General features: G+C 70.0%; 25 protein-coding genes, 1 tRNA gene and 1 riboswitch. Of the genes, 15 read left to right on the top strand and 11 right to left on the bottom strand.

Translation table 11 applies throughout. From position 1 onward, the window contains the following. Positions 1 to 8 precede the first annotated feature (8 nt). The 8 genes from ABZ624_RS12605 to ABZ624_RS12640 all read left to right on the top strand — a co-directional run bounded on the left by ABZ624_RS12605 (position 9) and on the right by ABZ624_RS12640 (position 7,389). Entirely contained in the window at positions 9 to 614 is a 606-nt protein-coding gene (locus ABZ624_RS12605; protein WP_360086119.1) for a DUF2017 domain-containing protein, read from the top strand. 355 nt (positions 615 to 969) lie between these two features. Then, the gene (locus tag ABZ624_RS12610; protein ID WP_360086122.1) at positions 970 to 2,406 is read left to right on the top strand and encodes an amino acid permease; all 1,437 of its coding nucleotides are present in this window, start codon (positions 970 to 972) and stop codon (positions 2,404 to 2,406) included. Positions 2,407 to 2,541: 135 nt separating this feature from the next. Beyond that, positions 2,542 to 2,964: a M67 family metallopeptidase gene (locus ABZ624_RS12615; protein ID WP_360086125.1), complete on the top strand. Its 423-nt coding sequence runs from the start codon at positions 2,542 to 2,544 to the stop codon at positions 2,962 to 2,964. A gap of 79 nt (positions 2,965 to 3,043) precedes the next feature. Next, positions 3,044 to 3,139: a putative leader peptide gene (locus ABZ624_RS12620; RefSeq protein WP_023550193.1), complete on the top strand. Its 96-nt coding sequence runs from the start codon at positions 3,044 to 3,046 to the stop codon at positions 3,137 to 3,139. A gap of 83 nt (positions 3,140 to 3,222) precedes the next feature. Continuing rightward, on the top strand, positions 3,223 to 3,567 hold the full coding sequence (locus tag ABZ624_RS12625) for a MoaD/ThiS family protein (protein ID WP_360086127.1): 345 nt from the start codon (positions 3,223 to 3,225) through the stop codon (positions 3,565 to 3,567). A gap of 6 nt (positions 3,568 to 3,573) precedes the next feature. Beyond that, positions 3,574 to 4,524 (top strand): cysteine synthase, encoded by a 951-nt coding sequence (locus ABZ624_RS12630; RefSeq protein WP_360086130.1) that lies wholly within the window; start codon positions 3,574 to 3,576, stop codon positions 4,522 to 4,524. 214 nt (positions 4,525 to 4,738) lie between these two features. Next, positions 4,739 to 6,805 (top strand): putative Ig domain-containing protein, encoded by a 2,067-nt coding sequence (locus tag ABZ624_RS12635; protein ID WP_360086132.1) that lies wholly within the window; start codon positions 4,739 to 4,741, stop codon positions 6,803 to 6,805. Between the two features lie 128 nt (positions 6,806 to 6,933). Next, positions 6,934 to 7,389: a hypothetical protein gene (locus ABZ624_RS12640; RefSeq protein WP_360086134.1), complete on the top strand. Its 456-nt coding sequence runs from the start codon at positions 6,934 to 6,936 to the stop codon at positions 7,387 to 7,389. Here the strand turns inward: ABZ624_RS12640 and ABZ624_RS12645 are convergent, their stop codons facing one another. Beyond that, positions 7,390 to 7,848 carry a type II toxin-antitoxin system PemK/MazF family toxin gene (locus ABZ624_RS12645; protein ID WP_360086136.1) on the bottom strand — a complete coding sequence of 153 codons (459 nt, stop codon included), beginning with the start codon at positions 7,846 to 7,848 and terminating at the stop codon, positions 7,390 to 7,392. Between the two features lie 227 nt (positions 7,849 to 8,075). Between ABZ624_RS12645 and ABZ624_RS12650 the strand changes: the two genes are divergently transcribed. Continuing rightward, positions 8,076 to 8,828 carry an MBL fold metallo-hydrolase gene (locus ABZ624_RS12650; protein ID WP_360086139.1) on the top strand — a complete coding sequence of 251 codons (753 nt, stop codon included), beginning with the start codon at positions 8,076 to 8,078 and terminating at the stop codon, positions 8,826 to 8,828. A 78-nt stretch (positions 8,829 to 8,906) separates the two neighbouring features. On the opposite strand, the gene ABZ624_RS12655 is transcribed toward ABZ624_RS12650, so the two are convergent. Beyond that, on the bottom strand, positions 8,907 to 10,157 hold the full coding sequence (locus tag ABZ624_RS12655; RefSeq protein ID WP_360086142.1) for a PTS transporter subunit EIIC: 1,251 nt from the start codon (positions 10,155 to 10,157) through the stop codon (positions 8,907 to 8,909). Between the two features lie 132 nt (positions 10,158 to 10,289). After that, positions 10,290 to 11,609: a PTS transporter subunit EIIC gene (locus ABZ624_RS12660; protein ID WP_360086145.1), complete on the bottom strand. Its 1,320-nt coding sequence runs from the start codon at positions 11,607 to 11,609 to the stop codon at positions 10,290 to 10,292. Between the two features lie 184 nt (positions 11,610 to 11,793). On the opposite strand from ABZ624_RS12660, the gene ABZ624_RS12665 reads away from it, so the two are divergent. The 3 genes from ABZ624_RS12665 (at position 11,794) to ABZ624_RS12675 (ending at position 13,334) form a co-directional block, all read left to right on the top strand. Beyond that, on the top strand, positions 11,794 to 12,027 hold the full coding sequence (locus tag ABZ624_RS12665) for a PTS glucose/sucrose transporter subunit IIB (RefSeq protein ID WP_360086148.1): 234 nt from the start codon (positions 11,794 to 11,796) through the stop codon (positions 12,025 to 12,027). Positions 12,028 to 12,104: 77 nt separating this feature from the next. Beyond that, complete coding sequence (gene rph / locus ABZ624_RS12670; protein WP_360086151.1) at positions 12,105 to 12,842, top strand: ribonuclease PH; 738 nt, start codon at positions 12,105 to 12,107, stop codon at positions 12,840 to 12,842. 99 nt (positions 12,843 to 12,941) lie between these two features. Beyond that, the gene (locus ABZ624_RS12675; RefSeq protein WP_360086154.1) at positions 12,942 to 13,334 is read left to right on the top strand and encodes a hypothetical protein; all 393 of its coding nucleotides are present in this window, start codon (positions 12,942 to 12,944) and stop codon (positions 13,332 to 13,334) included. Positions 13,335 to 13,371: 37 nt separating this feature from the next. Here ABZ624_RS12675 and ABZ624_RS12680 read toward each other — a convergent pair whose 3' ends face one another. Genes ABZ624_RS12680 through ABZ624_RS12695 form a run of 4 tightly spaced genes read right to left on the bottom strand, consistent with a single transcriptional unit; the run spans position 13,372 to position 16,649 of the window. Continuing rightward, positions 13,372 to 14,070, bottom strand: coding sequence for a DUF1707 domain-containing protein (locus tag ABZ624_RS12680; RefSeq protein ID WP_360086156.1), 699 nt, complete (start codon positions 14,068 to 14,070; stop codon positions 13,372 to 13,374). A 9-nt stretch (positions 14,071 to 14,079) separates the two neighbouring features. Further along, on the bottom strand, positions 14,080 to 15,042 hold the full coding sequence (locus ABZ624_RS12685) for an ATP-binding cassette domain-containing protein (protein ID WP_360086159.1): 963 nt from the start codon (positions 15,040 to 15,042) through the stop codon (positions 14,080 to 14,082). A gap of 1 nt (position 15,043) precedes the next feature. Next, the gene (locus tag ABZ624_RS12690) at positions 15,044 to 15,871 is read right to left on the bottom strand and encodes an ABC transporter permease (RefSeq protein ID WP_360086161.1); all 828 of its coding nucleotides are present in this window, start codon (positions 15,869 to 15,871) and stop codon (positions 15,044 to 15,046) included. After that, positions 15,864 to 16,649 carry an ABC-2 family transporter protein gene (locus ABZ624_RS12695; protein WP_360086922.1) on the bottom strand — a complete coding sequence of 262 codons (786 nt, stop codon included), beginning with the start codon at positions 16,647 to 16,649 and terminating at the stop codon, positions 15,864 to 15,866. The genes ABZ624_RS12690 and ABZ624_RS12695 overlap by 8 nt, the downstream gene beginning before the upstream one ends. A gap of 1,010 nt (positions 16,650 to 17,659) precedes the next feature. Between ABZ624_RS12695 and ABZ624_RS12700 the strand changes: the two genes are divergently transcribed. Further along, positions 17,660 to 20,455 carry a transglycosylase domain-containing protein gene (locus tag ABZ624_RS12700; RefSeq protein ID WP_360086925.1) on the top strand — a complete coding sequence of 932 codons (2,796 nt, stop codon included), beginning with the start codon at positions 17,660 to 17,662 and terminating at the stop codon, positions 20,453 to 20,455. A gap of 17 nt (positions 20,456 to 20,472) precedes the next feature. Here the strand turns inward: ABZ624_RS12700 and ABZ624_RS12705 are convergent, their stop codons facing one another. The 3 genes from ABZ624_RS12705 to ABZ624_RS12715 all read right to left on the bottom strand — a co-directional run bounded on the left by ABZ624_RS12705 (position 20,473) and on the right by ABZ624_RS12715 (position 21,700). Further along, on the bottom strand, positions 20,473 to 20,793 hold the full coding sequence (locus ABZ624_RS12705; protein WP_360086164.1) for an SMR family transporter: 321 nt from the start codon (positions 20,791 to 20,793) through the stop codon (positions 20,473 to 20,475). 38 nt (positions 20,794 to 20,831) lie between these two features. After that, a riboswitch (guanidine-III (ykkC-III) riboswitch) is annotated at positions 20,832 to 20,900 on the bottom strand. A 67-nt stretch (positions 20,901 to 20,967) separates the two neighbouring features. Then, entirely contained in the window at positions 20,968 to 21,327 is a 360-nt protein-coding gene (locus tag ABZ624_RS12710) for a co-chaperone GroES (protein ID WP_031159553.1), read from the bottom strand. A 43-nt stretch (positions 21,328 to 21,370) separates the two neighbouring features. Beyond that, positions 21,371 to 21,700, bottom strand: coding sequence for a DUF3618 domain-containing protein (locus tag ABZ624_RS12715; RefSeq protein WP_360086167.1), 330 nt, complete (start codon positions 21,698 to 21,700; stop codon positions 21,371 to 21,373). 93 nt (positions 21,701 to 21,793) lie between these two features. On the opposite strand from ABZ624_RS12715, the gene bcp reads away from it, so the two are divergent. Together bcp and ABZ624_RS12725 are read left to right on the top strand one after the other, a co-directional pair. Then, entirely contained in the window at positions 21,794 to 22,261 is a 468-nt protein-coding gene (gene bcp / locus ABZ624_RS12720; RefSeq protein ID WP_360086170.1) for a thioredoxin-dependent thiol peroxidase, read from the top strand. A gap of 47 nt (positions 22,262 to 22,308) precedes the next feature. Then, a tRNA-Leu gene (locus tag ABZ624_RS12725) sits at positions 22,309 to 22,395 on the top strand. Between the two features lie 4 nt (positions 22,396 to 22,399). Here the strand turns inward: ABZ624_RS12725 and rdgB are convergent. Then, complete coding sequence (rdgB, locus tag ABZ624_RS12730) at positions 22,400 to 23,002, bottom strand: RdgB/HAM1 family non-canonical purine NTP pyrophosphatase (RefSeq protein ID WP_360086173.1); 603 nt, start codon at positions 23,000 to 23,002, stop codon at positions 22,400 to 22,402. Positions 23,003 to 23,009: the final 7 nt, after the last annotated feature.

A 23,009-nucleotide genomic window follows, 5' to 3' on the forward strand; every position in this document is an offset into this window, starting at 1 on the left:
CCATTTACATGCCCGGACATTTCGAACCGCTTCCCGGCGGCGGCGCGGCCGTCGCGCTCGACGACGTCGAGATCTCCATCATCCGGTCGCTGGCCGTCCAGCTCCTGGAGCTCATCGGCCCCGGCCCCGGCGCGGACGCCCCCCGGGACCCGCTCGCCGAGCTGTTCGCCGAGGGTCCGAGCGAGCCGCCCGCCGACCCGGTTCTCAAAAGGCTCTTCCCCGATGCCTACAGCGACCCGGAGCAGGCCCCCGGCTCGCCCGCCGAGGCCGAGGAGCGCCGGGCGCACTCCGCGGAGTTCCGCCGCTACACCGAGAACGACCTGCGTGCCGGCAAGCGGGAGAACGCGCTCGCGGTGATCCGCGCCCTGGACGCGCTCGCCCCGGTGGACCAGGGCGGTGCGGTGCTGAAGCTGACGCCGGAGGAGTCCCGGCAGTGGCTCGGCGCCCTCAACGACCTGCGGCTCGCGATCGGCGCCCGGCTGGAGATCACCGACGAGGACGACGCCGATCTGCTCTACGGCCTCCCGGACGAGGACCCGCGCAAGCCGATGGTGATGGCCTATCTGTGGCTCGGCGGGCTCCAGGAGACCCTGGTCGCCACGCTTATGCCGTAATCGGGGGATTTCCTCACCGGAGCGTGTTCGCTCAGCGGACGCTCAAATCCGGATAACGATCCCGTCACCATTCCGGCCGGTTTTGCCGTGTTTGGCGCAATTTTGTCCGCTTCTACCTGTGCTGTGCGTCACAGTTCCCCTCGGTGATCAATATTGCGGCCGTGATAAATCTTCACGACCGCCCGGCCAACACCACCCATGTTCGGCCGGGTGCGCCACCGAGCCGACGACCGTCGGCCAGGCTCAGCGGGCCCGGAGAAGTCCGAGCCCGCTCGCTCCAGCAATCCGGGGGGATCGAAACCCGATCCGAGGCCGACGAAAGGCCCGGGTCGGCATGGAGAAAGGCGCACCACACATGACCTCATCGCAGGTCGACCAGCTTCGCGACGGCGACGAGGCCACGCGGGCGGAGGGCAGCGAGGGCGGCGAGGGGTATCAGCGCGGGCTCGGGTCCCGGCAGATCCAGATGATCGCCATCGGCGGTGCCATCGGCACCGGTCTGTTCCTCGGCGCGGGCAAGGGTATTTCCAAGGCCGGCCCCAGCCTGATCCTGGCGTACGCCATCGCGGGCCTCGTCATCTTCCTGATCATGCGGGCGCTCGGCGAGCTGCTGATGTACCGCCCGGTGTCGGGTTCGTTCTCGGAGTACGCGCGCGAGTTCATCGGTCCCTTCGCGGGGTTCGTGACCGGGTGGACGTACTGGCTGTTCTGGGTGGTCACCGGCATCACCGAGGTCACGGCGGCGGCCGCCTACATGACGTACTGGTGGAACATCCCGCAGTGGCTGTCGGCCCTGGTGTTCACGGTCGTGCTGTACGGCGCCAACCTGATCTCCGTGAAGCTCTTCGGTGAGCTGGAGTTCTGGTTCTCCATGGTCAAGGTCACCGCGATCATCGGCATGATCCTGATCTGCGCCGGCATCCTGACGATCGGCTTCTCCGACGCGGGCGGCACCGCCTCCATGGGGCATCTGTGGAACGACGGCGGCTTCTTCCCGCACGGGGTCGGCAACACGCTGATGACCCTGCAGATGGTCATGTTCGCCTTCCTCGCCGTCGAGCTGGTCGGTGTCACCGCGGGCGAGTCCAAGGACCCCAAGAAGGTGCTGCCCAAGGCGATCAACACCGTGCCGTGGCGCATCGCCGTCTTCTACGTCGGCGCGCTGATCATGATCCTGTCGGTCGTGCCGTGGACGAACTTCCACGCCGGTGCGAGCCCGTTCGTGGTCGCCTTCGAGAAGATGGGCCTGCCCGCGGGCGCCGGCATCGTCAACTTCGTCGTCCTCACGGCCGCGCTGTCCTCCTGCAACTCCGGTATGTACTCCACCGGCCGCATGCTGCGCGACCTGGCGCTCAACAGCCAGGGCCCGAAGTTCTTCACCAAGCTGACGCGCAGCGGTACGCCGCTGGCCGGCACCACGTTCTCCGCCGCGCTGATGCTGGTCGGCGTCTGGATCAACTACCAGTGGCCGGGCAAGGCGTTCGACTACGTCGTCGCCTTCGCGACCATCTCCGGCATGTGGGCCTGGATCGTCATCCTGCTCTGCCAGATCCGCTACCGGGGAAGGGCGAACCGCGGACTGCTGCCGCAGAGCGAGTTCCGCGCGCCGGGAGCGCCGTACACGAGCTACTTCGCGCTCGCGTTCATCTTCATGGTGATCGTGCTCATGGGCATCGACAAGGACGCCCGGGTGTCGCTTTACTGTGCTCCGCTGTGGGCCGCGATCCTCGGCGTCTCCTACTGGGTGCTCAAGCGCCGCAACCCGGAGGCCGCGGCCTTCCGCAAGCGCTGACCTTCCCTCCGGGACGTCCAGCCGCACGGGGCTCTCGTGGTGCTCCGCTGCGGCTGCCGCTCAGGACGTCCGGCATATGGGCCGTTCCGTACCATCCCTCGGTACGGAACGGCCCTTCTGCTTATCCTGACCGACATGCTGACCATCACCCAGGCCGTCGTCGACCAGATCGTCGCGCACGCCCGCAAGGACCACCCCGACGAGGCGTGCGGTGTCGTCGCGGGCCCGGCGGGCTCCGACCGCCCCGAGCGCTTCATTCCGATGCTGAACGCGGCCATGTCGCCGACGTTCTACGAGTTCGACTCGGGTGACCTGCTCAAGCTCTACCGCGAGCTGGACGACCGCGACGAGGACCCCGTGATCATCTACCACTCCCACACCGCGACCGAGGCCTACCCGTCCCGGACCGACATCTCCTACGCCAACGAGCCCGGTGCGCACTACGTCCTGGTGTCCACCGCCGACACCGACGGCATGGGCGAGTTCCAGTTCCGCTCCTTCCGGATCGTGGACGGTGCGGTCACGGAGGAGGAGGTCAAGGTCGTGGACTCCTACTGATCCCGCGATGCGGTCAGATTTCATCCAGCATGCGAGATCACACTCCGATGGCCGGACCGGGAATCGTTACGATGAGCGCATGGTTCTGAACGACGTGAGCGAGAAGGCGCCGGGCATGCTGCTCGTGGCGCGGCTGCACGTCGACCTGTGCAGGCTGAACAGCGCCATCTGTTGACGTTCCCCTGCCGCCGTACGGCCGTGAGCCGCGGCGTGCCGCCGTGTGCCCAGACCCGACTTTTCCCGACAGGAGCCGCAATCATGGCCATCGAGGTCCGCATCCCCACCATCCTCCGCACGTACACCGACGGTCAGAAGGCGGTGGAGGGCAGCGGTGAGACCCTCGCCGAGCTGTTCGCCGACCTCGAGACCCGGCACGCGGGAATCCAGGCCCGCATCGTGGACGGCGACCAGCTGCGCCGGTTCGTGAACGTCTATCTGAACGACGAGGACGTCCGCTTCCTGGACGGCATCAGCACCAAGCTGTCCGACGGCGACAACGTCACGATCCTGCCGGCCGTCGCCGGAGGTTCTGCCGCGGCGTCAGCCGCGTCCGGCCGGGGTGGTGGCCGGGCGACGGGCGGGCATGCGCGGATCGGCCGCTGAGCAGCGATGCGCTACGACTCCCCGCTGGCCGCGGTGGGCAACACCCCCCTGGTGCGCCTGCCGCGGCTGTCGCCGTCCTCCGACGTCCGTATCTGGGCGAAGCTGGAGGACCGCAACCCCACGGGCTCGGTCAAGGACCGTCCCGCCCTGCACATGATCGAGCAGGCGGAGAAGGACGGCCGGCTCACTCCGGGCTGCACGATCCTGGAGCCGACCAGCGGCAACACCGGCATCTCGCTGGCCATGGCGGCCAAGCTCAAGGGCTACCGCATGGTGTGCGTGATGCCGGAGAACACCTCGCAGGAGCGCCGGGACCTGCTCGGCATGTGGGGTGCCGAGATCATCTCCTCGCCGGCGGCGGGCGGCTCGAACACCGCCGTGCGCGTGGCCAAGGAGCTGGCCGCCGAGCATCCCGACTGGGTGATGCTCTACCAGTACGGCAACCCGGACAACGCCGGCGCCCACTACGCCACGACCGGCCCCGAGATCCTGGCGGACCTGCCCTCGATCACCCACTTCGTCGCGGGCCTCGGCACCACCGGCACCCTGATGGGCGTCGGCCGTTATCTGCGCGAGCACCGGCCGGGCATCCAGATCGTGGCCGCCGAACCGCGCTACGACGACCTGGTGTACGGCCTCAGGAACCTCGACGAGGGCTTCGTACCCGAGCTGTACGACGCCTCCGTCCTCACCAGCCGTTTCTCGGTCGGTTCGGCCGACGCCGTCACCCGCACCCGTGAACTCCTGCGGCAGGAGGGCATCTTCGCGGGAGTCTCGACCGGCGCCGCCCTGCACGCGGCGATCGGCGTGGGCAGGAAGGCGGTCAAGGCGGGGGAGCCCGCCGACATCGTCTTCATCGTGGCCGACGGCGGCTGGAAGTACCTGTCCACCGGTGTCTACACGGCGGCCACCACCGAGGAGGCCATCCAGACGCTGCAGGGCCAGCTCTGGGCGTAGCCTGCCTCAAGCGAGTGTCAGCCCCCTCTTATGAGGGGGCTAAGTCGTTCCTATGGCAGAGCAAAGAATTCCTTTCAGTACTGCCGGTGAATTCCGGCCAGAGCTACGTTCCTCGCGCAGTGTCATGCTCATGGCTGCGCGCTTGCCGCCGCTCGCGCGTCACGGGCCTGCCCCACCCAGTGCGAAACCCCACGTCAACCGGAGGCAGTACCCCATGCGTGAGTCACGTCCGAACCGGCAGAGACGCAGTCTGCGAAGACTCGTCGCCGTCGCCTTCCCCGCCCTCGCCCTCACCGTCGCCGGACTCGCCGCGGCACCGACGGCCGGGGCACAGCCCGCAGCGGCCCACCCCCACACCTCCAGGGTCACGCAGAACAACAAGGCGCTGACCGCCCCCGAGCGGCAGACCTACCACTCCACCGGCAAGGCCGGCCAGAAGGTCCCCACGGCCCACCTCTGCGCCACCGCCGAGCCCGGGCACGCGTCCTGCTTCGCCCAGCGCCGCACCGACATCAAGCAGCGCCTCGCCTCGGCGCTCGCCGCCGCGGCACCCTCCGGCCTCTCCCCGGCCAACCTGCACAGCGCCTACAACCTGCCCACCACGGGCGGCTCGGGCATGACGGTCGCCATCGTGGACGCCTACAACGACCCCAACGCCGAGTCGGACCTGGGCACCTACCGCTCCACCTACGGCCTGTCGTCCTGCACCAAGGCCAACGGCTGCTTCAAGCAGGTCAGCCAGACCGGTTCCACCACCTCGCTGCCGACCAACGACAGCGGCTGGGCCGGTGAAGAGGCCCTCGACCTCGACATGGTCAGCGCGGTCTGCCCGAACTGCAGCATCGTCCTGGTCGAGGCGAACTCCGCGAACGACACCGACCTCGGCATCGCCGAGAACGAGGCCGTCACGCTCGGCGCCAAGGTCGTCTCCAACAGCTGGGGCGGCTCCGAGTCCTCCTCCCAGACCACCGAGGACACCCAGTACTTCAAGCACCCGGGCGTCGCGATCACCGTCTCCTCCGGTGACTCCGCCTACGGTGCCGAGTACCCGGCGACCTCGCAGTACGTGACCGCCGTCGGCGGCACCGCGCTGACCACCGCCTCCAACTCCCGTGGCTGGAGCGAGTCGGTGTGGCACACCAGCTCCACCGAGGGCACCGGCTCCGGCTGCTCGGCCTACGACCCGAAGCCGAGCTGGCAGACCGACTCCGGCTGCTCCAAGCGCATGGAGGCCGACGTCTCCGCCGTCGCCGACCCGGCCACCGGCGTGGCGGTCTACGACACCTACGGCGGCACCGGCTGGGCGGTCTACGGCGGCACCAGCGCCTCCGCCCCGATCGTCGCCGGCGTCTACGCCCTCGCGGGCACCCCGGGCACGAGCGACTACCCGGCGAAGTACCCCTACCAGCACACGGGCAACCTGTACGACGTGACCAGCGGCAGCAACGGCTCCTGCTCCACCTCGTACTTCTGCACCGCGGGCACCGGTTACGACGGCCCGACCGGCTGGGGCACCCCGAACGGCACCGCCGCCTTCACCGCCGGCTCCAGCACCGGCAACACGGTGACCGTCACCAACCCCGGCAGCCAGTCCACCACCACCGGCGGTTCGGTCAGCCTGCAGATCCACGCCACCGACAGCGCGGGCGCGGCCCTGACCTACAGCGCGAGCGGCCTGCCGACCGGCCTGTCCGTCAACAGCTCCACCGGGCTGATCTCGGGTACGGCGTCCACCGCGGGCACCTACCAGGTCACGGTCACCGCGAAGGACTCCACCGGCGCCTCCGGCTCGACGTCCTTCACCTGGACCGTCGGCTCCGGGAGCGGCGGCTGCACCTCGGCGCAGCTGCTCGGCAACCCTGGCTTCGAGTCGGGCAGCACCACCTGGACCGCGTCCAGCGGGGTCATCACCAACGACTCCGGTGAGGCGGCCCACGGCGGCTCGTACAAGGCCTGGCTGGACGGCTACGGCTCCTCGCACACCGACACGCTGTCCCAGTCGGTGACCATCCCGTCCGGCTGCAAGGCCACGCTCACCTTCTACCTGCACATCGACACCGCCGAGACCGGCAGCACCGCGTACGACAAGCTGACGGTGACCGCCGGTTCGACCACCCTGGCGACGTACTCGAACCTCAACGCCGCCTCCGGGTACGCGCAGAAGACCTTCGACCTGTCCTCGCTGGCGGGCCAGACGGTCACCCTGAAGTTCAACGGAGTGGAGGACTCCTCGCAGCAGACCAGCTTCGTCGTGGACGACACCGCCCTGACGACCAGCTGATCCCCGCACCCCGACAGAGCGATCCCGCACGCGGAAACCTTCCGCGTGCGGGATCCTTTCGTCGTGCCGGCACGTCACATCTGCACCAGGCGGCCGACCCGTGCGGCCACGGCAGAAAGGCGAACCCCATGCGCCGTACGACGACATCCCTCGCCCTCGCGGCAACAGCGCTGCTCCTCGCCGGATGCGGCTCCCAGAGCGGCACGGACGGCGGAAGCGCCGGCAAGGCGTCACCGCCGGCGTCCTCCGCCCCGGGCACGGGCGGCTGCGCCCCCCTCGTCCAGCTCAAGGCCGCCGACAACGGCCGTACCGTCTGCGTGACCAAGGGCGGCGAGGTCCGGGTCACTCTGGACGGCACCAAGTCCCGCCCGTGGAAGCCGGTCGCGGCGAGCGGCACCGTGCTGAAGGGCATCAACGCGGGCTTCGTCATCCAGCCGGGCCAGGCCACGGCCGCGTACCAGGCGGTGGCCGAGGGAACCGGGAAGCTGACGTCCTCCCGCCCGCTGTGCGCCGAGCCGACGGCGCCCGGCGAGGTCTCCTGCAAGGGCATCCAGGAGTGGACGGTCACCGTGAACGTGAAGTGACTAGCCTGCGAGGTGCCGTACCTGATCCCACAGAACGGGGTCGACCACACCCACCCGGCGCCGGAAGTCGCCGACCGGTACCTCGCGGAGCTCGTCGGTCTCCAGGAAGCTGGGCCGCCCCCGGGCATCCCCGACCGCGCCCGGGGGCAGCGGGATCACCCCGGCGCGTTCGTCGTGGTACTTGCTGGTGATCTTCGCGACCGTGGCCCGGTTCCCGCGCACGGCCAGGACCAGGCAGGGCCGGTCCTTGGCCTCGGTCCGGTCCTCGTAGGGGACGTCCGCCCACCAGATGTCCCCGGGGGCCGGCCGCGCGGCCCGCGCCGGGCGCGTACCCGCGCGGCCGGGGGGCCTCAGGCGCCGCCCGCCGGGCCGGCGACCGCCTCCCCAGCCGTCGACGAGCGTGGCGACCACGGCGAGCAGTACCAACGCCGCAAGCGCCAGCCACCAGGACGTGTCCATACGACGACGTTACCGGCGCGCGCCGAGTATCGCGCGCCCTCTGCGTATCCTTCCGCGCCACCGGTCCAGCCGAACCGGTGACAGCACAGGTGAGTTCGCCCACAACGGCCCCAGGCGGAGGAGCGACCCATGCTTTTGCGCCTTACGCTCGACGCACCGCACGACCCCCGTTTCCTGCCCTTTTGATCTTTCCGCTTGATCTTTCCGCCAACGGAGGTTTCTGCTTCATGAAGCTCACCGTCGTCGGCTGCTCGGGGTCGTTCCCGTCCGCGGAATCGGCCTGTTCGAGCTACCTCGTCGAGGCCGACGGCTTCCGGCTGCTTCTCGACATGGGCAACGGCGCCCTGGGCGAGCTGCAGCGCCACTGCGGTCTCTACGACCTCGACGCGATCTTTCTGAGCCATCTGCACGCTGATCACTGCATCGACATGCTCGCCTATTTCGTCGCGCGCTACTACCGCCACGACGGCGGCCGTTGCGCCCCGATCCCGGTCTACGGCCCCGAGGGCACCGAGCACCGCCTGACCACGGCCTACGCCGACACCCCCTCCGCCTCCTCCATGAGCGAGGTCTTCGACTTCCACACCGTGAAGCCGTCCACGTTCGAGATCGGCCCGTTCACGGTGCACACCGAGCGGGTCCGCCACCCCGTGGAGGCGTACGCCATCCGCGTCGAGCACGGCGGACGGTCGCTGACGTACTCCGGCGACACGGGGGTCAGCGAGGCGCTGGACGAGCTGGCCCGGGACACCGACCTGTTCCTGTGCGAGGCGGCGTTCACGCACGGCAAGGAGAGCATCCCCGACCTGCACCTCAACGGCCGTGAGGCGGGCGAGTCGGCGGCCCGCGCGGGCGCCCGCCGCCTGGTCCTCACCCACATCCCGCCGTGGACCGACCCGCAGGTCAACCTCCGCGACGCCCGCGAGGTGTTCACCGGCCCGGTGGAACTGGCCGCGCCGCGGCTGGCGTACGAGATCTGAGCTTCCCCGCATGTGAAAAGGCCCCGGAACCCGATCGGGATCGGTTCCGGGGCCTTCTGCATGCCGTCGAGGCCGGACTCACGCCTTCGTGAGGTCCTCGACCTCTTCTTCGGGCTCGCGGCCCGGGGTCGGGAGGTCGAACCTGGTGATCGCGAAGCGGAAGACCACGTAGTAGACCACCGCGAAGACCAGACCGATGGGGATGATCATCCAGGGCTTGCTCGCCAGACCCCAGTTGAGGACGTAGTCGATCGCGCCGGCCGAGAAGCTGAAGCCGTGGTGCACGCCCAGCGACCAGGTCACCGCCATCGACACCGCGGTGAGCACCGCGTGGATCGCGTAGAGCAGCGGGGCGATGAACATGAACGCGAACTCGATCGGCTCGGTGATACCGGTGACGAACGAGGTCAGGGCGAGGGACAGCATCATGCCGCCGACGGCCTTGCGGCGCTCCGGGCGGGCGCAGTGGGTGATCGCCAGGGCGGCGGCCGGGAGGGCGAACATCATGATCGGGAAGAAGCCCGTCATGAACTGGCCGGCGGTCGGGTCGCCGTGGAAGAAGCGGGGCAGGTCACCGTGCCACAGGGCACCGGAGGAGTCCTTGTAGCTGCCGATCTCCTGCCAGGCGACCGTGTTGACGAACTGGTGCATGCCGACGGGCAGCAGACCGCGGTTGATGAGGCCGAAGAGGCCCGCGCCGACCGCGCCGAGGCCGGTCATCCACTTGCCGAAGTCGGTGATGACGTTGCCGATGGGCTCCCAGACCAGGCCGAAGACCACGCCGATGCCGGTGCCGATGAAGGCCATCAGGATGGGCACCAGCCGGCGGCCGTTGAAGAAGCCCAGCCAGTCCGGCAGCTTGGTGCGGTGGAAGCGCTGCCAGACGACGGCGGCGATGAGACCCATGACGATGCCGCCGAGCACCTTGGGGTCGTTGTACGTGGCGGGGATGTCCGCGCCCTTGGTTATCCTGGCCTCGGTGATCGGGAACGCGGTCAGCACGTTCTTGTACACCAGGAAGCCGACCAGCGCGGCCAGCGCCGTCGAGCCGTCGGCCTTCTTGGCGAAGCCGATGGCGATGCCGACGCAGAACAGCAGCGGCAGATTGCTGAAGACGGCGTCACCGGCGGTGGCGAACACGGCAGCGACCTTGTTCCAGCCGAGGCCGTCCTTACCGAACACGTCGTCCTGGCCTAGACGCAGCAGGATGCCCGCCGCCGGCAGCACGGCGATCGGGAGCTGAAGGCTGCGGCCGACCTTCTGCAGACCCTGGAACAGGCCGGATCCCCGCTTCTTCGCGGGAGCCGCCGTGGCGGTGGCGGTGCTCATGGTTGGTTTCCTCCATCGCTGGTGGTCTACACCACTCAGTGGTGTAGACCTGTTGTAGCACGATGAAGGCGGGATAAGGAACAACGAAATCCGCTACCGTCACGCTACGCGGCGTGCCGATGTGATAAGAGATCACGCCTTGGTGATGTCCTCGACCTCTTCCTCCGGCTCGCGGCCCGGAGTCCTCAGGTCGAACCTGGTGATCGCGAACCGGAAGACGACGTAGTACACGACCGCGAAACACAGGCCGATCGGGATGATCGCCCACGGTTTCGTGGCGAGGTTCCAGTTGATCACGTAGTCGATCAGGCCGGCCGAGAAGCTGAAGCCGTCGTGCACCCCGAGCGCCCAGGTCACCGCCATCGAGACACCGGTGAGCACGGCGTGGACGGCGTAGAGCAGCGGGGCGATGAACAGGAACGAGTACTCGATCGGCTCGGTGATGCCCGTCACGAACGACGTCAGCGCCACCGACAGCATCAGGCCGCCGACCTCCCTGCGGCGGTGCGGCTTCGCGCAGTGGGTGATGGCCAGCGCCGCCGCCGGCAGCGCGAACATCATGATCGGGAAGAACCCCGAGGTGAACTGGCCCGCGTGCGGATCGCCCGCGAGGAACATGTTGATGTCGCCGTGCACCGGCTTGCCGCCCGGCGGCGTGTACGTGCCGAACTGGAACCAGATGGGCACGTTCAGGAACTGGTGCAGACCGATGACGAGCAGGGCGCGGTTGGCGACCCCGAAGATGCCGGCGCCCCAGGCGCCCGCGTCCCGCAGCCAGTGGCTGAAGCTCTCCAGGCCGTCGCCGACCGGCGGCCAGATCCACAGGCACAGCGCCGCGAAGCCGATGGCGACGAACGCCATGATGATCGGCACCAGTCGGCGGCCGTTGAAGAAGCCCAGCCAGTCCACCAGCCTGGTGCGATGGAAACGGGCCCAGAAGAAGGCCGTCAGCAGACCCATGACGATGCCGCCGAACACACCGGGGTTCTGGAAGGTGAACGGCGTCACCGCGCCGCCACCCGCGCCGACACTCACCTGGCAGCCGATGTCCGGCAGCGCCTTCGAGCCGCCCGGGCACTGCCCGGGGAACTGGTGCAGGACGCTGTAGTAGACGAGGAAGCCCACGACCGCGGCGAGCGCGGTGGAGCCGTCCGCCTTCCTCGCCATGCCGATCGCGACGCCGACGCAGAACAGCAGGGGCAGGCCGAGGGAGCCGTCGAGCAGCGCGCCGCCCGCGCCCTTCATCACCTTGGACACGTCCGTCCACCCCAGGCCCCGGTCCCCGAACACGTCCGGCTGGCCCAGCCGGTTGAGGATGCCCGCGGCCGGCAGGACCGCGATCGGCAACTGCAGGCTGCGGCCCATCTTCTGCAGGCCCTGGAACAGCCGGTTCCAGCGCTCGCGTGCGGGACCGACCGTGTCCTGCGGGTTGCTGGCGCTCTCCGCGCTCATGGCGTCCTCCCGGCCACTCGACTCGGGCGCGGTTTGGCGACCGTCCCCCCTGTGGTGTAGACCAGTTGGCGGACGGTTCCGCTGTCGTGATCGCCATCATTCGGCACGTACGGCATGACCGCTCGCGAAGATGGGCCAACTGTGGGTTACTGCGACAAAGCGGTTCGGATCAGGGAGAGGGAACATGGCCAGCAAGGCTGAGAAGATCGTCGCCGCCCTCGGCGGCATCGACAACATCGAGGAGATCGAGGGCTGCATCACCCGGCTGCGCACCGAGGTGTCCGACGCCTCGCTGGTCGACGAGGCCGCCCTGAAGGCCGCCGGCGCCCACGGCGTCGTCAAGATGGGCACCGCCATCCAGGTCGTCATCGGCACCGACGCCGACCCGATCGCCGCGGAGATCGAAGACCTGATGTGAGCCGACGGGTTCACCTGAAAGGGGCTCTTCCCGACGCGGGAGGAGCCCCTTTCGCAGCTACGGCTAGGCTCATCGGCATGTCTCGCATCGACGGCCGTACCCCCGAACAGCTCCGCCCGGTCACCATCCAGCGGGGATGGAGCAAGCACGCCGAGGGCTCCGTCCTCGTCTCCTTCGGCGACACCAAGGTGTTCTGCACCGCCTCCGTGACCGAAGGCGTCCCGCGCTGGCGCAAGGGCAGCGGCGAGGGCTGGGTCACCGCGGAGTACGCCATGCTGCCCCGCGCCACCAACACCCGCGGCGACCGCGAGTCCGTCAAGGGCAGGATCGGCGGCCGCACCCACGAGATCTCCCGGCTCATCGGCCGCTCCCTGCGCGCCGTCATCGACTACAAGGCGCTCGGCGAGAACACCATCGTCCTCGACTGCGACGTCCTCCAGGCCGACGGCGGCACCCGTACGGCGGCGATCACCGGCGCGTACGTGGCGTTGGCCGACGCCGTCGCCTGGGCCCAGGGCAAGAAGCTGATCAAGGCCGGCCGCCAGCCGCTCACCGGCACCGTGAGCGCGGTCTCCGTGGGCATCGTCGGCGGCGTCCCGCTGCTCGACCTCTGCTACGAGGAGGACGTGCGCGCCGACACCGACATGAACGTCGTCTGCACCGGCGACGGCCGCTTCGTCGAGGTCCAGGGGACCGCCGAGGCCGAGCCGTTCGCCCGCGAGGAACTCAACGCCCTGCTCGACCTCGCCGTCACCGGCTGCGCCGAACTCGCCGCCCACCAGCGTGCGGCCCTCGAAGCCACGCTCGCAAAGTAAAGGGCGGACCAACAAAAGGGAGGGCGCGCGGGCAACCCGCGCGCCCTCCTCGGCGTCCTACGGGTACGGCACAGCCTTACCAGGGAGGGAACCACCACCATGGCCGTCAGCCGACGCCGTCTCACCGCCGTCGCCGCCGTCGCGCTCGCCGCGCTCACGACCGGCCTCACCACCGGCTGCGACGCTGTGAACAAGGCCCTGGACTGCGCTCAGACCGCCGACTCCATAGCCGACAGCGTCACCGGCCTGCAGCAGGCCGTGGAGAGCGCCGCCAACGACCCCGGCCAGGCCGACGCCTCGCTCGACTCCATCGAGAAGAATCTGAAGAAGATCGGCGACAGGACGGACAACGCCGACGTCAACAAGGCGGTCGACGACGTGAACAAGGCTGTGGACAACGTACGGACGGCCATCAAGAACGGCGACAGGACACCCGACGTGGGGCCGGTCACGGACGCGGCCGGTGAACTGACCAAGGTGTGCACGAAGTAGGGGCTCCTGGGCGCCGCAGGCAACCGCGGGGCGCGCCTCAGCCCAGCTCCTTCCGGGACTCCCGGCGCTCCAGCCTCTCCTGACGCCGCTGTTCCTTCAGGCGTTTCTGCTCCGCCCGCGTGACCTTGCGCGCCACGCCGACCCCGCCCCAGAAGGCGAACCCGCCGATGATCACGCGCGGGGCGCCCGGCTCCGGCGGACCGTCCTCCCTGGGGTGGTCGAAGCCGCCCATGACGCCGATGCCGCGGACCACGACCTCGACCCCCGGCTCCACGATGACCTGGACACCGCCCATGATCGCCACGCAGTTGATCCGGACCTCGCGGTCCGCGAAGTCCGCCTCCCGCAGGTCGATCTCGCCGCCGCCCCAGAACGCGAAGCAGTTGAACAGCTTCGGCACCGTCCAGCGGCCCTTGCGCTGGAACCCCGACATGATGGCGACCGCGCCCGTCGAGGACCCCTCGCCCCCGACGATCCGCGACGCCCAGCTCCCGTCCGGCGCGGGTTCCTTGGTGAAGGAGACGGGGGCGGGGGACGCCACCGCGCCGGCGGCCGGCAGATCGCGGGTGAGCGGCGCCAGCTCGCCGTAGGTACGCGCCTTGTACGCCGCCTCCAGCCGCTCCTCGAACTCCGCCATGTCGAGCCGGCCCTCGGCCAGGGCGTCCCGCAGGACCTCGGCGACCCGGTCACGGTCGCTGTCGGACGCCCGGAGGTCCGGACTTGCGTCGTCGGTCATGACAGAAGCCTACGAGACCGCCTTCTCCGCGTACATCTTCGCGATGACCGCCTCGATGTCCGGCTCCCGCACCGACAGGTCCACCAGCGGGTACTCCGCCGCGAGATGCGCGACGAGCGGCGCCGCCGACTGCCCCGCGGGGAACGCCAGCCACTGCCGCGGCCCCTCCACCCGCACCACCCGCGCCGACGGCACCTGTACCGGCGGCAGCTCCCGCTCCAGGTCCACCACCAGCGTCCGTTCGCTCTCGCCGGCCTCGTGCAGCCCCGCGAGCGGACCGTCGTACATCATCCGCCCGTGGTCGATCACCATCACCCGCGAGCACAACTGCTCGATGTCCTGCAGATCGTGCGTGGTCAGCAGCACGGTCGTGCCCCGCTCGGTGTTCAACTCCCGCAGGAAACCGCGGACCTTGGACTTCGACACCACGTCCAGGCCGATCGTCGGCTCGTCCAGGTACAGCACCTCGGGATCGTGCAGCAGCGCCGCCGCGATGTCCCCGCGCATCCGCTGCCCGAGCGAGAGCTGCCGCACGGGCATGTCCAACAGGGCCTCGAGCTCCAGGAGTTCGACGCACCGGTCAAGGTTCTCCCGGTAGCGGGCGTCCGGGATCCGGTACATGCGGTGCGCCAGCCGGTAGGAGTCGATCAGCGGCAGGTCCCACCACAGGGTCGTACGCTGCCCGAACACCACCCCGATCCGGTGCGCCAGCAACCTGCGCTCCCTCGACGGGTCGATGCCCGCCACCCGCAGCCGTCCCGCGCTCGGCGTCAGGATGCCGGTCAGCATCTTGATCGTCGTCGACTTCCCGGCGCCGTTCGGCCCGATGTACCCGACCATCTCGCCGCGCGCCACGGTGAACGAGATCGAGTCGACCGCCCGCACCTCGCGCCGCTCCCGTTTCAGGAACCCGGTCTTCCTGCGCACCTCGAAGACCTTCTCGACCTTCTCCAGTGCGATGAAGTCACTCACGCTAGCTCCCTGTGCTCCGGTACGAACGAAGTCCCGCCCGCCAGGCCAGCCCCGCCAGCGCACAGCACCCCACCGCCACCAGCGGCGGAGCGAACGCCGTCCACCGCGGCAGCCCCAGCGGATACGGCCGCCCCAGCACATAGGTCGCGGGCAGCCAGTTGACGAAGGCCAGCGGCAGTACGAACGTCACCCCGCGCACCAGCTCCTTCGCGAACACCGTCGGCGGATACTGCAGCAGCGTCGTACCGCCGTAGGTGAAGGCGTTCTGCACCTCCGAGGCGTCCTGCGCCAGGAACTGGAAGGCCGCCCCCGCCACGAACACCGCGCAGAAGATCCCGCAGCCGCTCACCACCATCACCGGCATCAGCAGCAGCTTCAGCGGCGTCCAGCCGACATCCAGCCGGACGACCGCCCACCCCAGCACCAGCAGGCCCTGCGTCACCCGGCCCAGCCGCCGCAGCGCGAACTGGTCCGCCGCCACCTGCGCCAGCACCGGCGCCGGGCGCACCAGCAGCGTGTCCAGCGTGCCGTCGCGCACCCGCCGCCCCAGCCGCTCCATCGACCCGATCAGCAGATCGGCCAGCCCGAAGGCCGTACCGGACAGGCCGTACAGGAACGCCACCTCGGGCAGCGACCAGCCACCGAGAGCGTCCACCCGCGAGAACATCAGCAGGATCGCGACGAAGTCGAAGAAGGTCGCCGCGAAGTTGCCGAACGTGGTCATCGCGAAGGAGGCGCGGTAGGCCATGGTGGACCTGATCCACATCCCGGCGATCAGCAGATAGGCCCGCAGCCCCTCCCGCACCCGGCCGGTGCCGCTCTCACCCACCCTGCACCACCACCCGCCGCGTCGCCGCCGACTGCACCAGCCGCCCCGCACCCAGCAGCACCACCGCCCACGCCCCCTGGAACACATACGTGCCCAGCGGATCCCCGTGCCCCAGCAGGATCTGCGCCGGCGCCTGGAGCAGCGAGGACCACGGCAGCACCTGCACCACCTCGCCGAGCGCCCCCGGGAAGACGTTCAGCGGCAGTAGCATGCCCGAGCAGAAGAAGCCGACGAGCCAGGACATCTGCGTCACACCCTGGCCGTCCAGCAGCCAGAACGCGCTGAGCGCCACCAGATACCGGATCCCGAACCCGACGAGCATCGCCAGCAGCACGGCGACCAGGAAGGCCGCCCACGTGCCCACGTCCGTCGGCAGGTACACCGGGAAACACAGGGCACCGAAGACGAAGGGAACGAGCCCCCGCCCCAGCAGCTGGAAGAACGCCCGGCCCAGATCCATGGCCAGCCACCACAGCTGCAGGTCGGCGGGCCGGTACAGGTCGATCGCCACGTCCCCCGTACGGATGCGTTCCATCAACTCGTTCTCGACGCCGCCGCCCCCGAGCGCGAGCGCCGCGAGAAGCGCCTGCCCCAGCCACACATAGGTCACGACCTGCGCCTGGTCCCAGCCGCCCAGGTGCGGCCGCTCGTCCCACATCGCGCGATAGGTGGAGACAAGGATCAGTCCGAAGACGGTATTGGTGAAGACCCCTGCCGCAGTGGCGGCCCGATACGTCGCGTACCGTCTGAATCCCCCCGCCGCGACGGCCACGTACAACCGTCCCGCGCCCACGCCAGTCCACCTCCTGGGACCGCTCGACACCGAAGCGCAGGAGCCTAGTCCAGGGGCCCGGCTGCCGGCCACGCAATATTCGTGCCCGAAGCGTGCCGGGAACCGGGAACGGAACGCCAGGTGCGAGAGTCTTCCAACTGGGGGCGCAGAAGCGTACGAGGCGTACGGGAACGTACGACGCGAAACAGGAGTCCGTGCACGACATGAGCGACGAGCCGCAGCCGCAGCAGCCGAACGAAGGCGTGCCGCCGAAGAAGCCGCTGCCGGCTGAAGGGCCCGGTGACCCCGGTGGCCGCGACGCGCCGGCCACCGACACGGTCAGGGGGACCGGCAAGCCGGCACCGCCCGAGCAGACCGGCGCACCGGCACGCCCCGAGGCCACCGGCAAGGGGGCAGAGGGGGCCGAGCAGCGCGGCCGGACCCGGCAGCGCGGGCTCGGCCGAACGGGTGACGGCGCGACGCCGGCCCCGGACGGCCCGGCTCAGGCGGCCCCGTCGGCTCCGGCGGACCGCTCGGCCCAGGAGCGGACCGCCTCCATGGCCCGGGCCCGCCAGGCGGCCCGCGGCAGCCGCACGGACCGGGCGACGCCCGCACCGGGCGGCGACACGGCCTCCGGCGGGGCTCCGGCGTCCGGTGGGGCTGCCGGCGGTGTGCCGACGGCTCGCGACGGCTCGGATCCGGCTGCTCGTGACGGTTCGGCCCCGGTTTCGGGCAGGCGCACGGCGGCTCGTGGCGAGGCGGACTCCGAGGGGGGGCCAGCGGCTCGCGGGGCATCGGCTTCCGGCCGGGCTGCTGGTGGCGCGTCTGCGGCCCTGGCCGGTGAGGGCTCGGGCGCCGGTGGGTCCACGGCGGCACAGCCCTCCCAGTCGTCCCAGTTCTCCCAGGCGTCCGACGCGTCCGACGCGTCCGCTCGGCGACGTGGTGACTCCGCGAAGTCGCAGGTGGACGAGGGCGGTGCCGCTTCCGAGCCGACGCAGCCGGCCGAGAGCACCCAGGTGCTCCGGAAGGTCACGGCGCCCCGTGGCTCCCAGGAGGACCAGTCCGGCAAGAAGGCCGGTGCGGCTCAGGGCGCCGGTGAGACGCGCGCGCCCGAGACCACCCAGGTCCTCCGGCGCGTCGGCGCGCCCCGAGCGGCCGAGCCGGGCGCCCCCGCCAAGACGGAGGCCGCCTCCCCGGCCGGTGAGCCGAACCCGGCCGGCCCCACGACCCGTGCTACCGGCCCCGGCACCACCGCAGCCGGAGCCGGAGCCGGTGCCGCAGGCGCGCTCGGCGCGGCCGGAGCAGCCACCCGCGGCCGCCGTACCGGCACGCGCACCAATGCCACCACCGGCTCCGCACCCGCCCCTGACCGGGACACCACCGTCCTCGCCGCCACCCCCGGCGACGGTCAGCCCGCCCCCGCCCCCGCCCCCGGCGACGGCAACGGCAAGGGCAAGGGCAAGAAGCCGAAGCGGCCCAAGCGGACCGGGTGGCGGCGGATCATCCCCACCTGGCGCATGGTGCTCGGCACCTTCGTCATCGGCATCCTTCTTCTTGTCGGGCTCTTCTTCCTCGGCTACTCCCTCGTGAAGATCCCGCCCGCCAACGCCCTCGCCACCAAGCAGGCCAACGTCTACTTCTACGCCGACGGCTCCCAGATCGCCCGCGACACACGCGACAGCCAGGTCAACCGCGAGAACGTCGGCCTCGCCGAGGTCTCCAAGGACGCCCAGCACGCCGTACTGGCCGCCGAGGACCGCGACTTCTACACCGAGTCCGCCGTCGACCCCAAGGCCATGCTCCGCGCCGCCTGGAACACCGCCACCGGCAAGGGCAAGCAGTCCGGCTCCACGATCACCCAGCAGTACGTGAAGAACTACTACCTGGCCCAGGAGCAGACGCTCACCCGCAAGGCCAGGGAGTTCTTCATCTCGATCAAGCTGGACCGCACCAAGTCCAAGGACCAGATCCTCGAGGGCTACCTCAACACCAGCTACTTCGGCCGCGGCGCCTACGGCATCCAGGCCGCCGCCCAGGCCTACTTCGGCGCCGACGCCAGGGACCTCGACCCCGCCCGCGCCGCCTACCTCGCCGCGCTCGTCAACGCGCCCAGCGAGTACGACGTCGTGGCGCACCCCGAGAACAAGGCCGCGGCCGTCGCCCGCTGGAACTACGTACTCGACGGCATGGTCAAGAAGGGCTGGCTCAGCGAGTCCAAGCGCGCCGGCATGAAGTTCCCCATGCCGAAGGAGCAGACGGTCTCCACCGGCCTGTCCGGCCAGCGCGGCTACCTCGTGGACGCGATCAAGCACTACCTGGCCGCGAACAACATCCTCGACGCCGACCAGCTCGCCGCCGGCGGCTACCGCATCACCACCACCATCCAGAAGAACAAGCAGGACGCCTTCGTCAAGGCGGTCGACGACCAGCTGATGTCCAAGCTGGACAAGAAGAACAACCCGAAGGACAAGTACGTCCGCGCGGGCGGCGCCTCCATCGACCCGAAGACCGGCAAGGTCGTCGCCATGTACGGCGGCATCGACTACGTGAAGCAGTACACCAACGGCGCGACCCGCGGTGACTTCCAGGTCGGCTCCACCTTCAAGCCCCTCGTGTTCACCTCGGCGGTGCAGAACGGCTCGACCACCCAGGACGGCCGCACCATCACCCCGAACACCATGTACGACGGCACCAACAAGCGGCTCGTCGAAGGCTGGAGCGGCACGCCCTACAACCCGGAGAACGAGGACCAGAAGTCGTACGGCCAGATCACCGTCACCAAGGCGACGGACCTGTCCGTGAACGCCGTCTACGCGCAGATGGCCGCCGACGTCGGCCCGTCCAAGGTCAAGCAGACCGCGATCGACCTCGGTATCCCGGCCGACACCCCGGACCTGTACCCGTCGCCGTCGATGGCGCTCGGCACCGCCACCGCCAGCGTCCTGGACATGACGGAGGCGTACGCGACGATCGCCAACCACGGCAGGCACGGCACGTACACCCTGATCGAGAAGATCACCAAGGACGGCACCAAGGACGTCGCGCTGCCCGACCAGCCGGTCAAGCAGGCCGTCAGCCGGGAGGCCGCCGACACCACCACGTCGGTTCTGCAGAGCGTCGTCGACAACGGCACCGCCGTCGCCGCGCAGAACGCGGGCCGCCCGGCGGCCGGCAAGACCGGCACCGCCGAGAACGACACCGCCGCCTGGTTCGCGGGCTACACCCCCGACCTGGCCACGGTGGTCTCCGTCATGGGCCAGGACCCGGTGACCGCCAAGCACATGCCGCTGTACGGCACCCTCGGCCAGCCCCGCATGAACGGCGGCGGCCCGCCCACCCAGATCTGGGCCCAGTACACGCGCACGGCCCTCAAGGGCACCCCGGCGAGCGACTTCGACCTGCAGCTGCAGCAGGGCGCCGACCAGCCCCAGCCGCCCAGCACCGGCTCCTCCGCCCAGCCGGGCACCACCGGCAGCCAGAACAACGGCGGTACGACCACCACCGGCGACCAGGGCAACGGCGGTGCGACCGCGAGCCCGACCGGCGGCGGCACCACCACCGGCACCCCCACCACCGGTGGTGCGACCACCGGCGGCGACACCACGGGCGGTGACACCACCGGCGGCACCACCACCGGTACCCCCACCACCGGTGGTGCGACCACCGGCGGCGACACCACGGGCGGCGACCCGACCGGCGGCGACACGACCGCCGGCGACACCACCGGGGGCGGCACGGACGCGGGCGGCGCCACCGACGGAGGCGGTACGACAGGCACGACCGCCGGCCCAGGAGGCGGCCCCGTCACCTGACGCCCGACCGTTCCCGGTCAGTGACCGCTGGTCGCCTTCAGCCCCACCACGGCGACCAGCAGCAGACACACGAAGAAGACCCGGGCGGCGGTGACCGGCTCACCCAGCACCACCATGCCGAGCACCGCCGCACCGGCCGCCCCGATGCCTACCCACACGCCGTACGCGGTACCGATGGGCAGCGACTTCGCGGCGTACGACAACAGGACCATGCTGGCGACGATCCCGGCACCGGTGCACACACTGGGCACCAGCCGGGTGAAGCCCTCGGTGTACTTCATCCCGATCGACCAGCCGACTTCCAGCAGTCCGGCGACGACCAACAGAACCCAGGCCACGACAGGCACCTCCAAGACGAACGACGACTCTCTTCTCCGGTGCGTCGTCTTTGCCTGCATCCCGGTACGGCGCGTCTCGTCGGGCTCGCTCCCGAACATAGCAAAAGCAGCACAAAAGGGGCCGGTGACGATGGTCACCAGCCCCTTCGGCTGCCGAACGACCGGCAGACCCGCTTACAGATACAGACCCGTGGAGTCCTCCGACCCCTCGAAGCGGTCCGCCGCCACGGCGTGCAGATCCCGCTCGCGCATGAGCACGTACGCCACACCCCGCACCTCGACCTCGGCCCGGTCCTCCGGATCGAACAGGACCCGGTCACCCGGCTCCACGGTCCGTACGTTCTGCCCGACCGCGACGACCTCGGCCCAGGCCAGCCGCCGTCCGACCGCCGCGGTGGCGGGAATCAGAATGCCGCCCCCCGACCGCCGCTCGCCCTCACCGGTCTCCTGCTTGACCAGAACCCGGTCGTGCAGCATCCGGATCGGGAGCTTGTCGTGATGGGGGGTGCTGTGCTGGTTTCTGTTGGCGCTCACGCCTCGAACCTACCTGCCTTCGCCACTTCGGTCCGCGCCCGGGTCAGCCCCTGCGCCGCCGCGAGCCCACGGTGAGCAGCCCGACGACGCCGGCGGCGAGCAGCGCGACCGGCACGACCCGCTCCAGCCGCAGCCCGCCCTTCTCATCGACGAACTGCGCCCGCACCTCACTCACCACGCGATTGACCTGGACGTACGCCCGACCGACCGTGTGATCGATATTCGCGACGACCTTGGCTTTGGCATCTCCGACGATCGTCTTCGGATGCACCCGCACCCCGATCTCGTCGAGCGTCTCGGCCAGCACTTCACGGCGGCGCTTGATGTCCGCCTCGATCTGCGCCGGGGTTCTGGTGTCCGACGTGTCCGCCACCGTACGGCCTCCGAAGTCTCCTGATGCTGTTCCGAACAGTCTGTCAGCTTCTGCTCCCGGCGCACCGCAAGGCCCCCCGGTTACCCTGGCCCGATGAGCGAGCGACTCCAGCCGGGGGATGTGGCCCCCGCCTTCACCCTCCCGGACGCCGACGGCAACGACGTATCCCTGTCCTCCCACAAAGGCCGCAAGGTCATCGTCTACTTCTACCCGGCCGCCCTGACTCCAGGCTGCACCAAGCAGGCCTGCGACTTCACGGACAACCTGGAGGTCCTGGCCGGCGCCGGCTACGACGTCATCGGCATCTCGCCCGACACCCCGGAGAAGCTGGCCACGTTCCGCGAAAAGGAATCCCTCGAGGTCACGCTCCTCGCCGACCCGGACAAGAAGGTCACCGAGGCCTACGGCGCGTACGGCGAGAAGAAGAACTACGGCAAGACCTACCTGGGCGTCATCCGCTCCACGATCGTCGTGGACGAGGAGGGCAAGGTCGAACGGGCCCTGTACAACGTCCGCGCCACGGGCCACGTGGCGAAGATCATCAAGGATCTGGGCATCTGACCACCGGGTCCCCCTGCCCGGCCGCTAGCATGGCCGGGCAGCACCAGGCGGCCGTGGTGGAATTGGCAGTCACGCTGGGTTTAGGTCCCAGTGGGGTAACTCCCGTGAGGGTTCGAGTCCCTCCGGCCGCACCAGAGTTCAGCCGAGCAGCTCCCGGACCACCGGCACCAGCGCCCGGAACGCCTTCCCCCGATGGCTGATCGCGTTCTTCTCCTCGGGGCTCAGCTCGGCGCACGTCCGCGTCTCGCCCTCCGGCTGGAGGATCGGGTCGTACCCGAAGCCGTTCGTGCCGACCGGAGCGTGCCGAAGCACACCCCTCAGCCGGCCCTCGACCACCCTCTCCCTCCCGTCCGGCAACGCCAGGGCCGCCGCGCACGCGAAGTGCGCCCCCCTGTGCTCCTCCGCGATGTCGGAGAGCTGGGCCAGCAGCAGGTCCAGGTTGGCCTTGTCGTCGCCGTGGCGGCCGGCCCAGCGGGCGGAGAAGATGCCGGGGGCGCCGTTGAGGACGTCGACGCAGAGACCGGAGTCGTCGGCGACCGCGGGGAGGCCGGTGGCCTGGGCGAGGGCGTGGGCCTTGAGCAGGGCGTTCTCGGCGAAGGTGACGCCCGTTTCCTTGACGTCGGGGACGTCGGGACAGGCGTCGGCGCCGATCAGCTCGTGGGGGAGTCCGGCCTCGGCGAGGATGGCCCTCAGCTCGGTGATCTTTCCTGCGTTGCGGGTGGCGAGGATCAAGCGCGTCATGCCCGCC

Origin of the sequence: Streptomyces sp. NPDC007205 (genome assembly GCF_040634095.1) — a bacterium.
GTDB lineage: Bacteria > Actinomycetota > Actinomycetes > Streptomycetales > Streptomycetaceae > Streptomyces.

Bases quoted from the DNA above. Each gene is read 5' to 3' on its own strand.
- ABZ624_RS12605 (WP_360086119.1), top strand. From the start codon at position 9: ATGCCCGGACATTTCGAACCGCTTCCCGGCGGCGGCGCGGCCGTCGCG.
- ABZ624_RS12610 (WP_360086122.1), top strand. From the start codon at position 970: ATGACCTCATCGCAGGTCGACCAGCTTCGCGACGGCGACGAGGCCACG.
- ABZ624_RS12615 (WP_360086125.1), top strand. From the start codon at position 2,542: ATGCTGACCATCACCCAGGCCGTCGTCGACCAGATCGTCGCGCACGCC.
- ABZ624_RS12620 (WP_023550193.1), top strand. From the start codon at position 3,044: ATGGTTCTGAACGACGTGAGCGAGAAGGCGCCGGGCATGCTGCTCGTG.
- ABZ624_RS12625 (WP_360086127.1), top strand. From the start codon at position 3,223: ATGGCCATCGAGGTCCGCATCCCCACCATCCTCCGCACGTACACCGAC.
- ABZ624_RS12630 (WP_360086130.1), top strand. From the start codon at position 3,574: ATGCGCTACGACTCCCCGCTGGCCGCGGTGGGCAACACCCCCCTGGTG.
- ABZ624_RS12635 (WP_360086132.1), top strand. From the start codon at position 4,739: ATGCGTGAGTCACGTCCGAACCGGCAGAGACGCAGTCTGCGAAGACTC.
- ABZ624_RS12640 (WP_360086134.1), top strand. From the start codon at position 6,934: ATGCGCCGTACGACGACATCCCTCGCCCTCGCGGCAACAGCGCTGCTC.
- ABZ624_RS12645 (WP_360086136.1), bottom strand. From the start codon at position 7,848: ATGGACACGTCCTGGTGGCTGGCGCTTGCGGCGTTGGTACTGCTCGCC.
- ABZ624_RS12650 (WP_360086139.1), top strand. From the start codon at position 8,076: ATGAAGCTCACCGTCGTCGGCTGCTCGGGGTCGTTCCCGTCCGCGGAA.
- ABZ624_RS12655 (WP_360086142.1), bottom strand. From the start codon at position 10,157: ATGAGCACCGCCACCGCCACGGCGGCTCCCGCGAAGAAGCGGGGATCC.
- ABZ624_RS12660 (WP_360086145.1), bottom strand. From the start codon at position 11,609: ATGAGCGCGGAGAGCGCCAGCAACCCGCAGGACACGGTCGGTCCCGCA.
- ABZ624_RS12665 (WP_360086148.1), top strand. From the start codon at position 11,794: ATGGCCAGCAAGGCTGAGAAGATCGTCGCCGCCCTCGGCGGCATCGAC.
- rph (WP_360086151.1), top strand. From the start codon at position 12,105: ATGTCTCGCATCGACGGCCGTACCCCCGAACAGCTCCGCCCGGTCACC.
- ABZ624_RS12675 (WP_360086154.1), top strand. From the start codon at position 12,942: ATGGCCGTCAGCCGACGCCGTCTCACCGCCGTCGCCGCCGTCGCGCTC.
- ABZ624_RS12680 (WP_360086156.1), bottom strand. From the start codon at position 14,070: ATGACCGACGACGCAAGTCCGGACCTCCGGGCGTCCGACAGCGACCGT.
- bcp (WP_360086170.1), top strand. From the start codon at position 21,794: ATGAGCGAGCGACTCCAGCCGGGGGATGTGGCCCCCGCCTTCACCCTC.
- rdgB (WP_360086173.1), bottom strand. From the start codon at position 23,002: ATGACGCGCTTGATCCTCGCCACCCGCAACGCAGGAAAGATCACCGAG.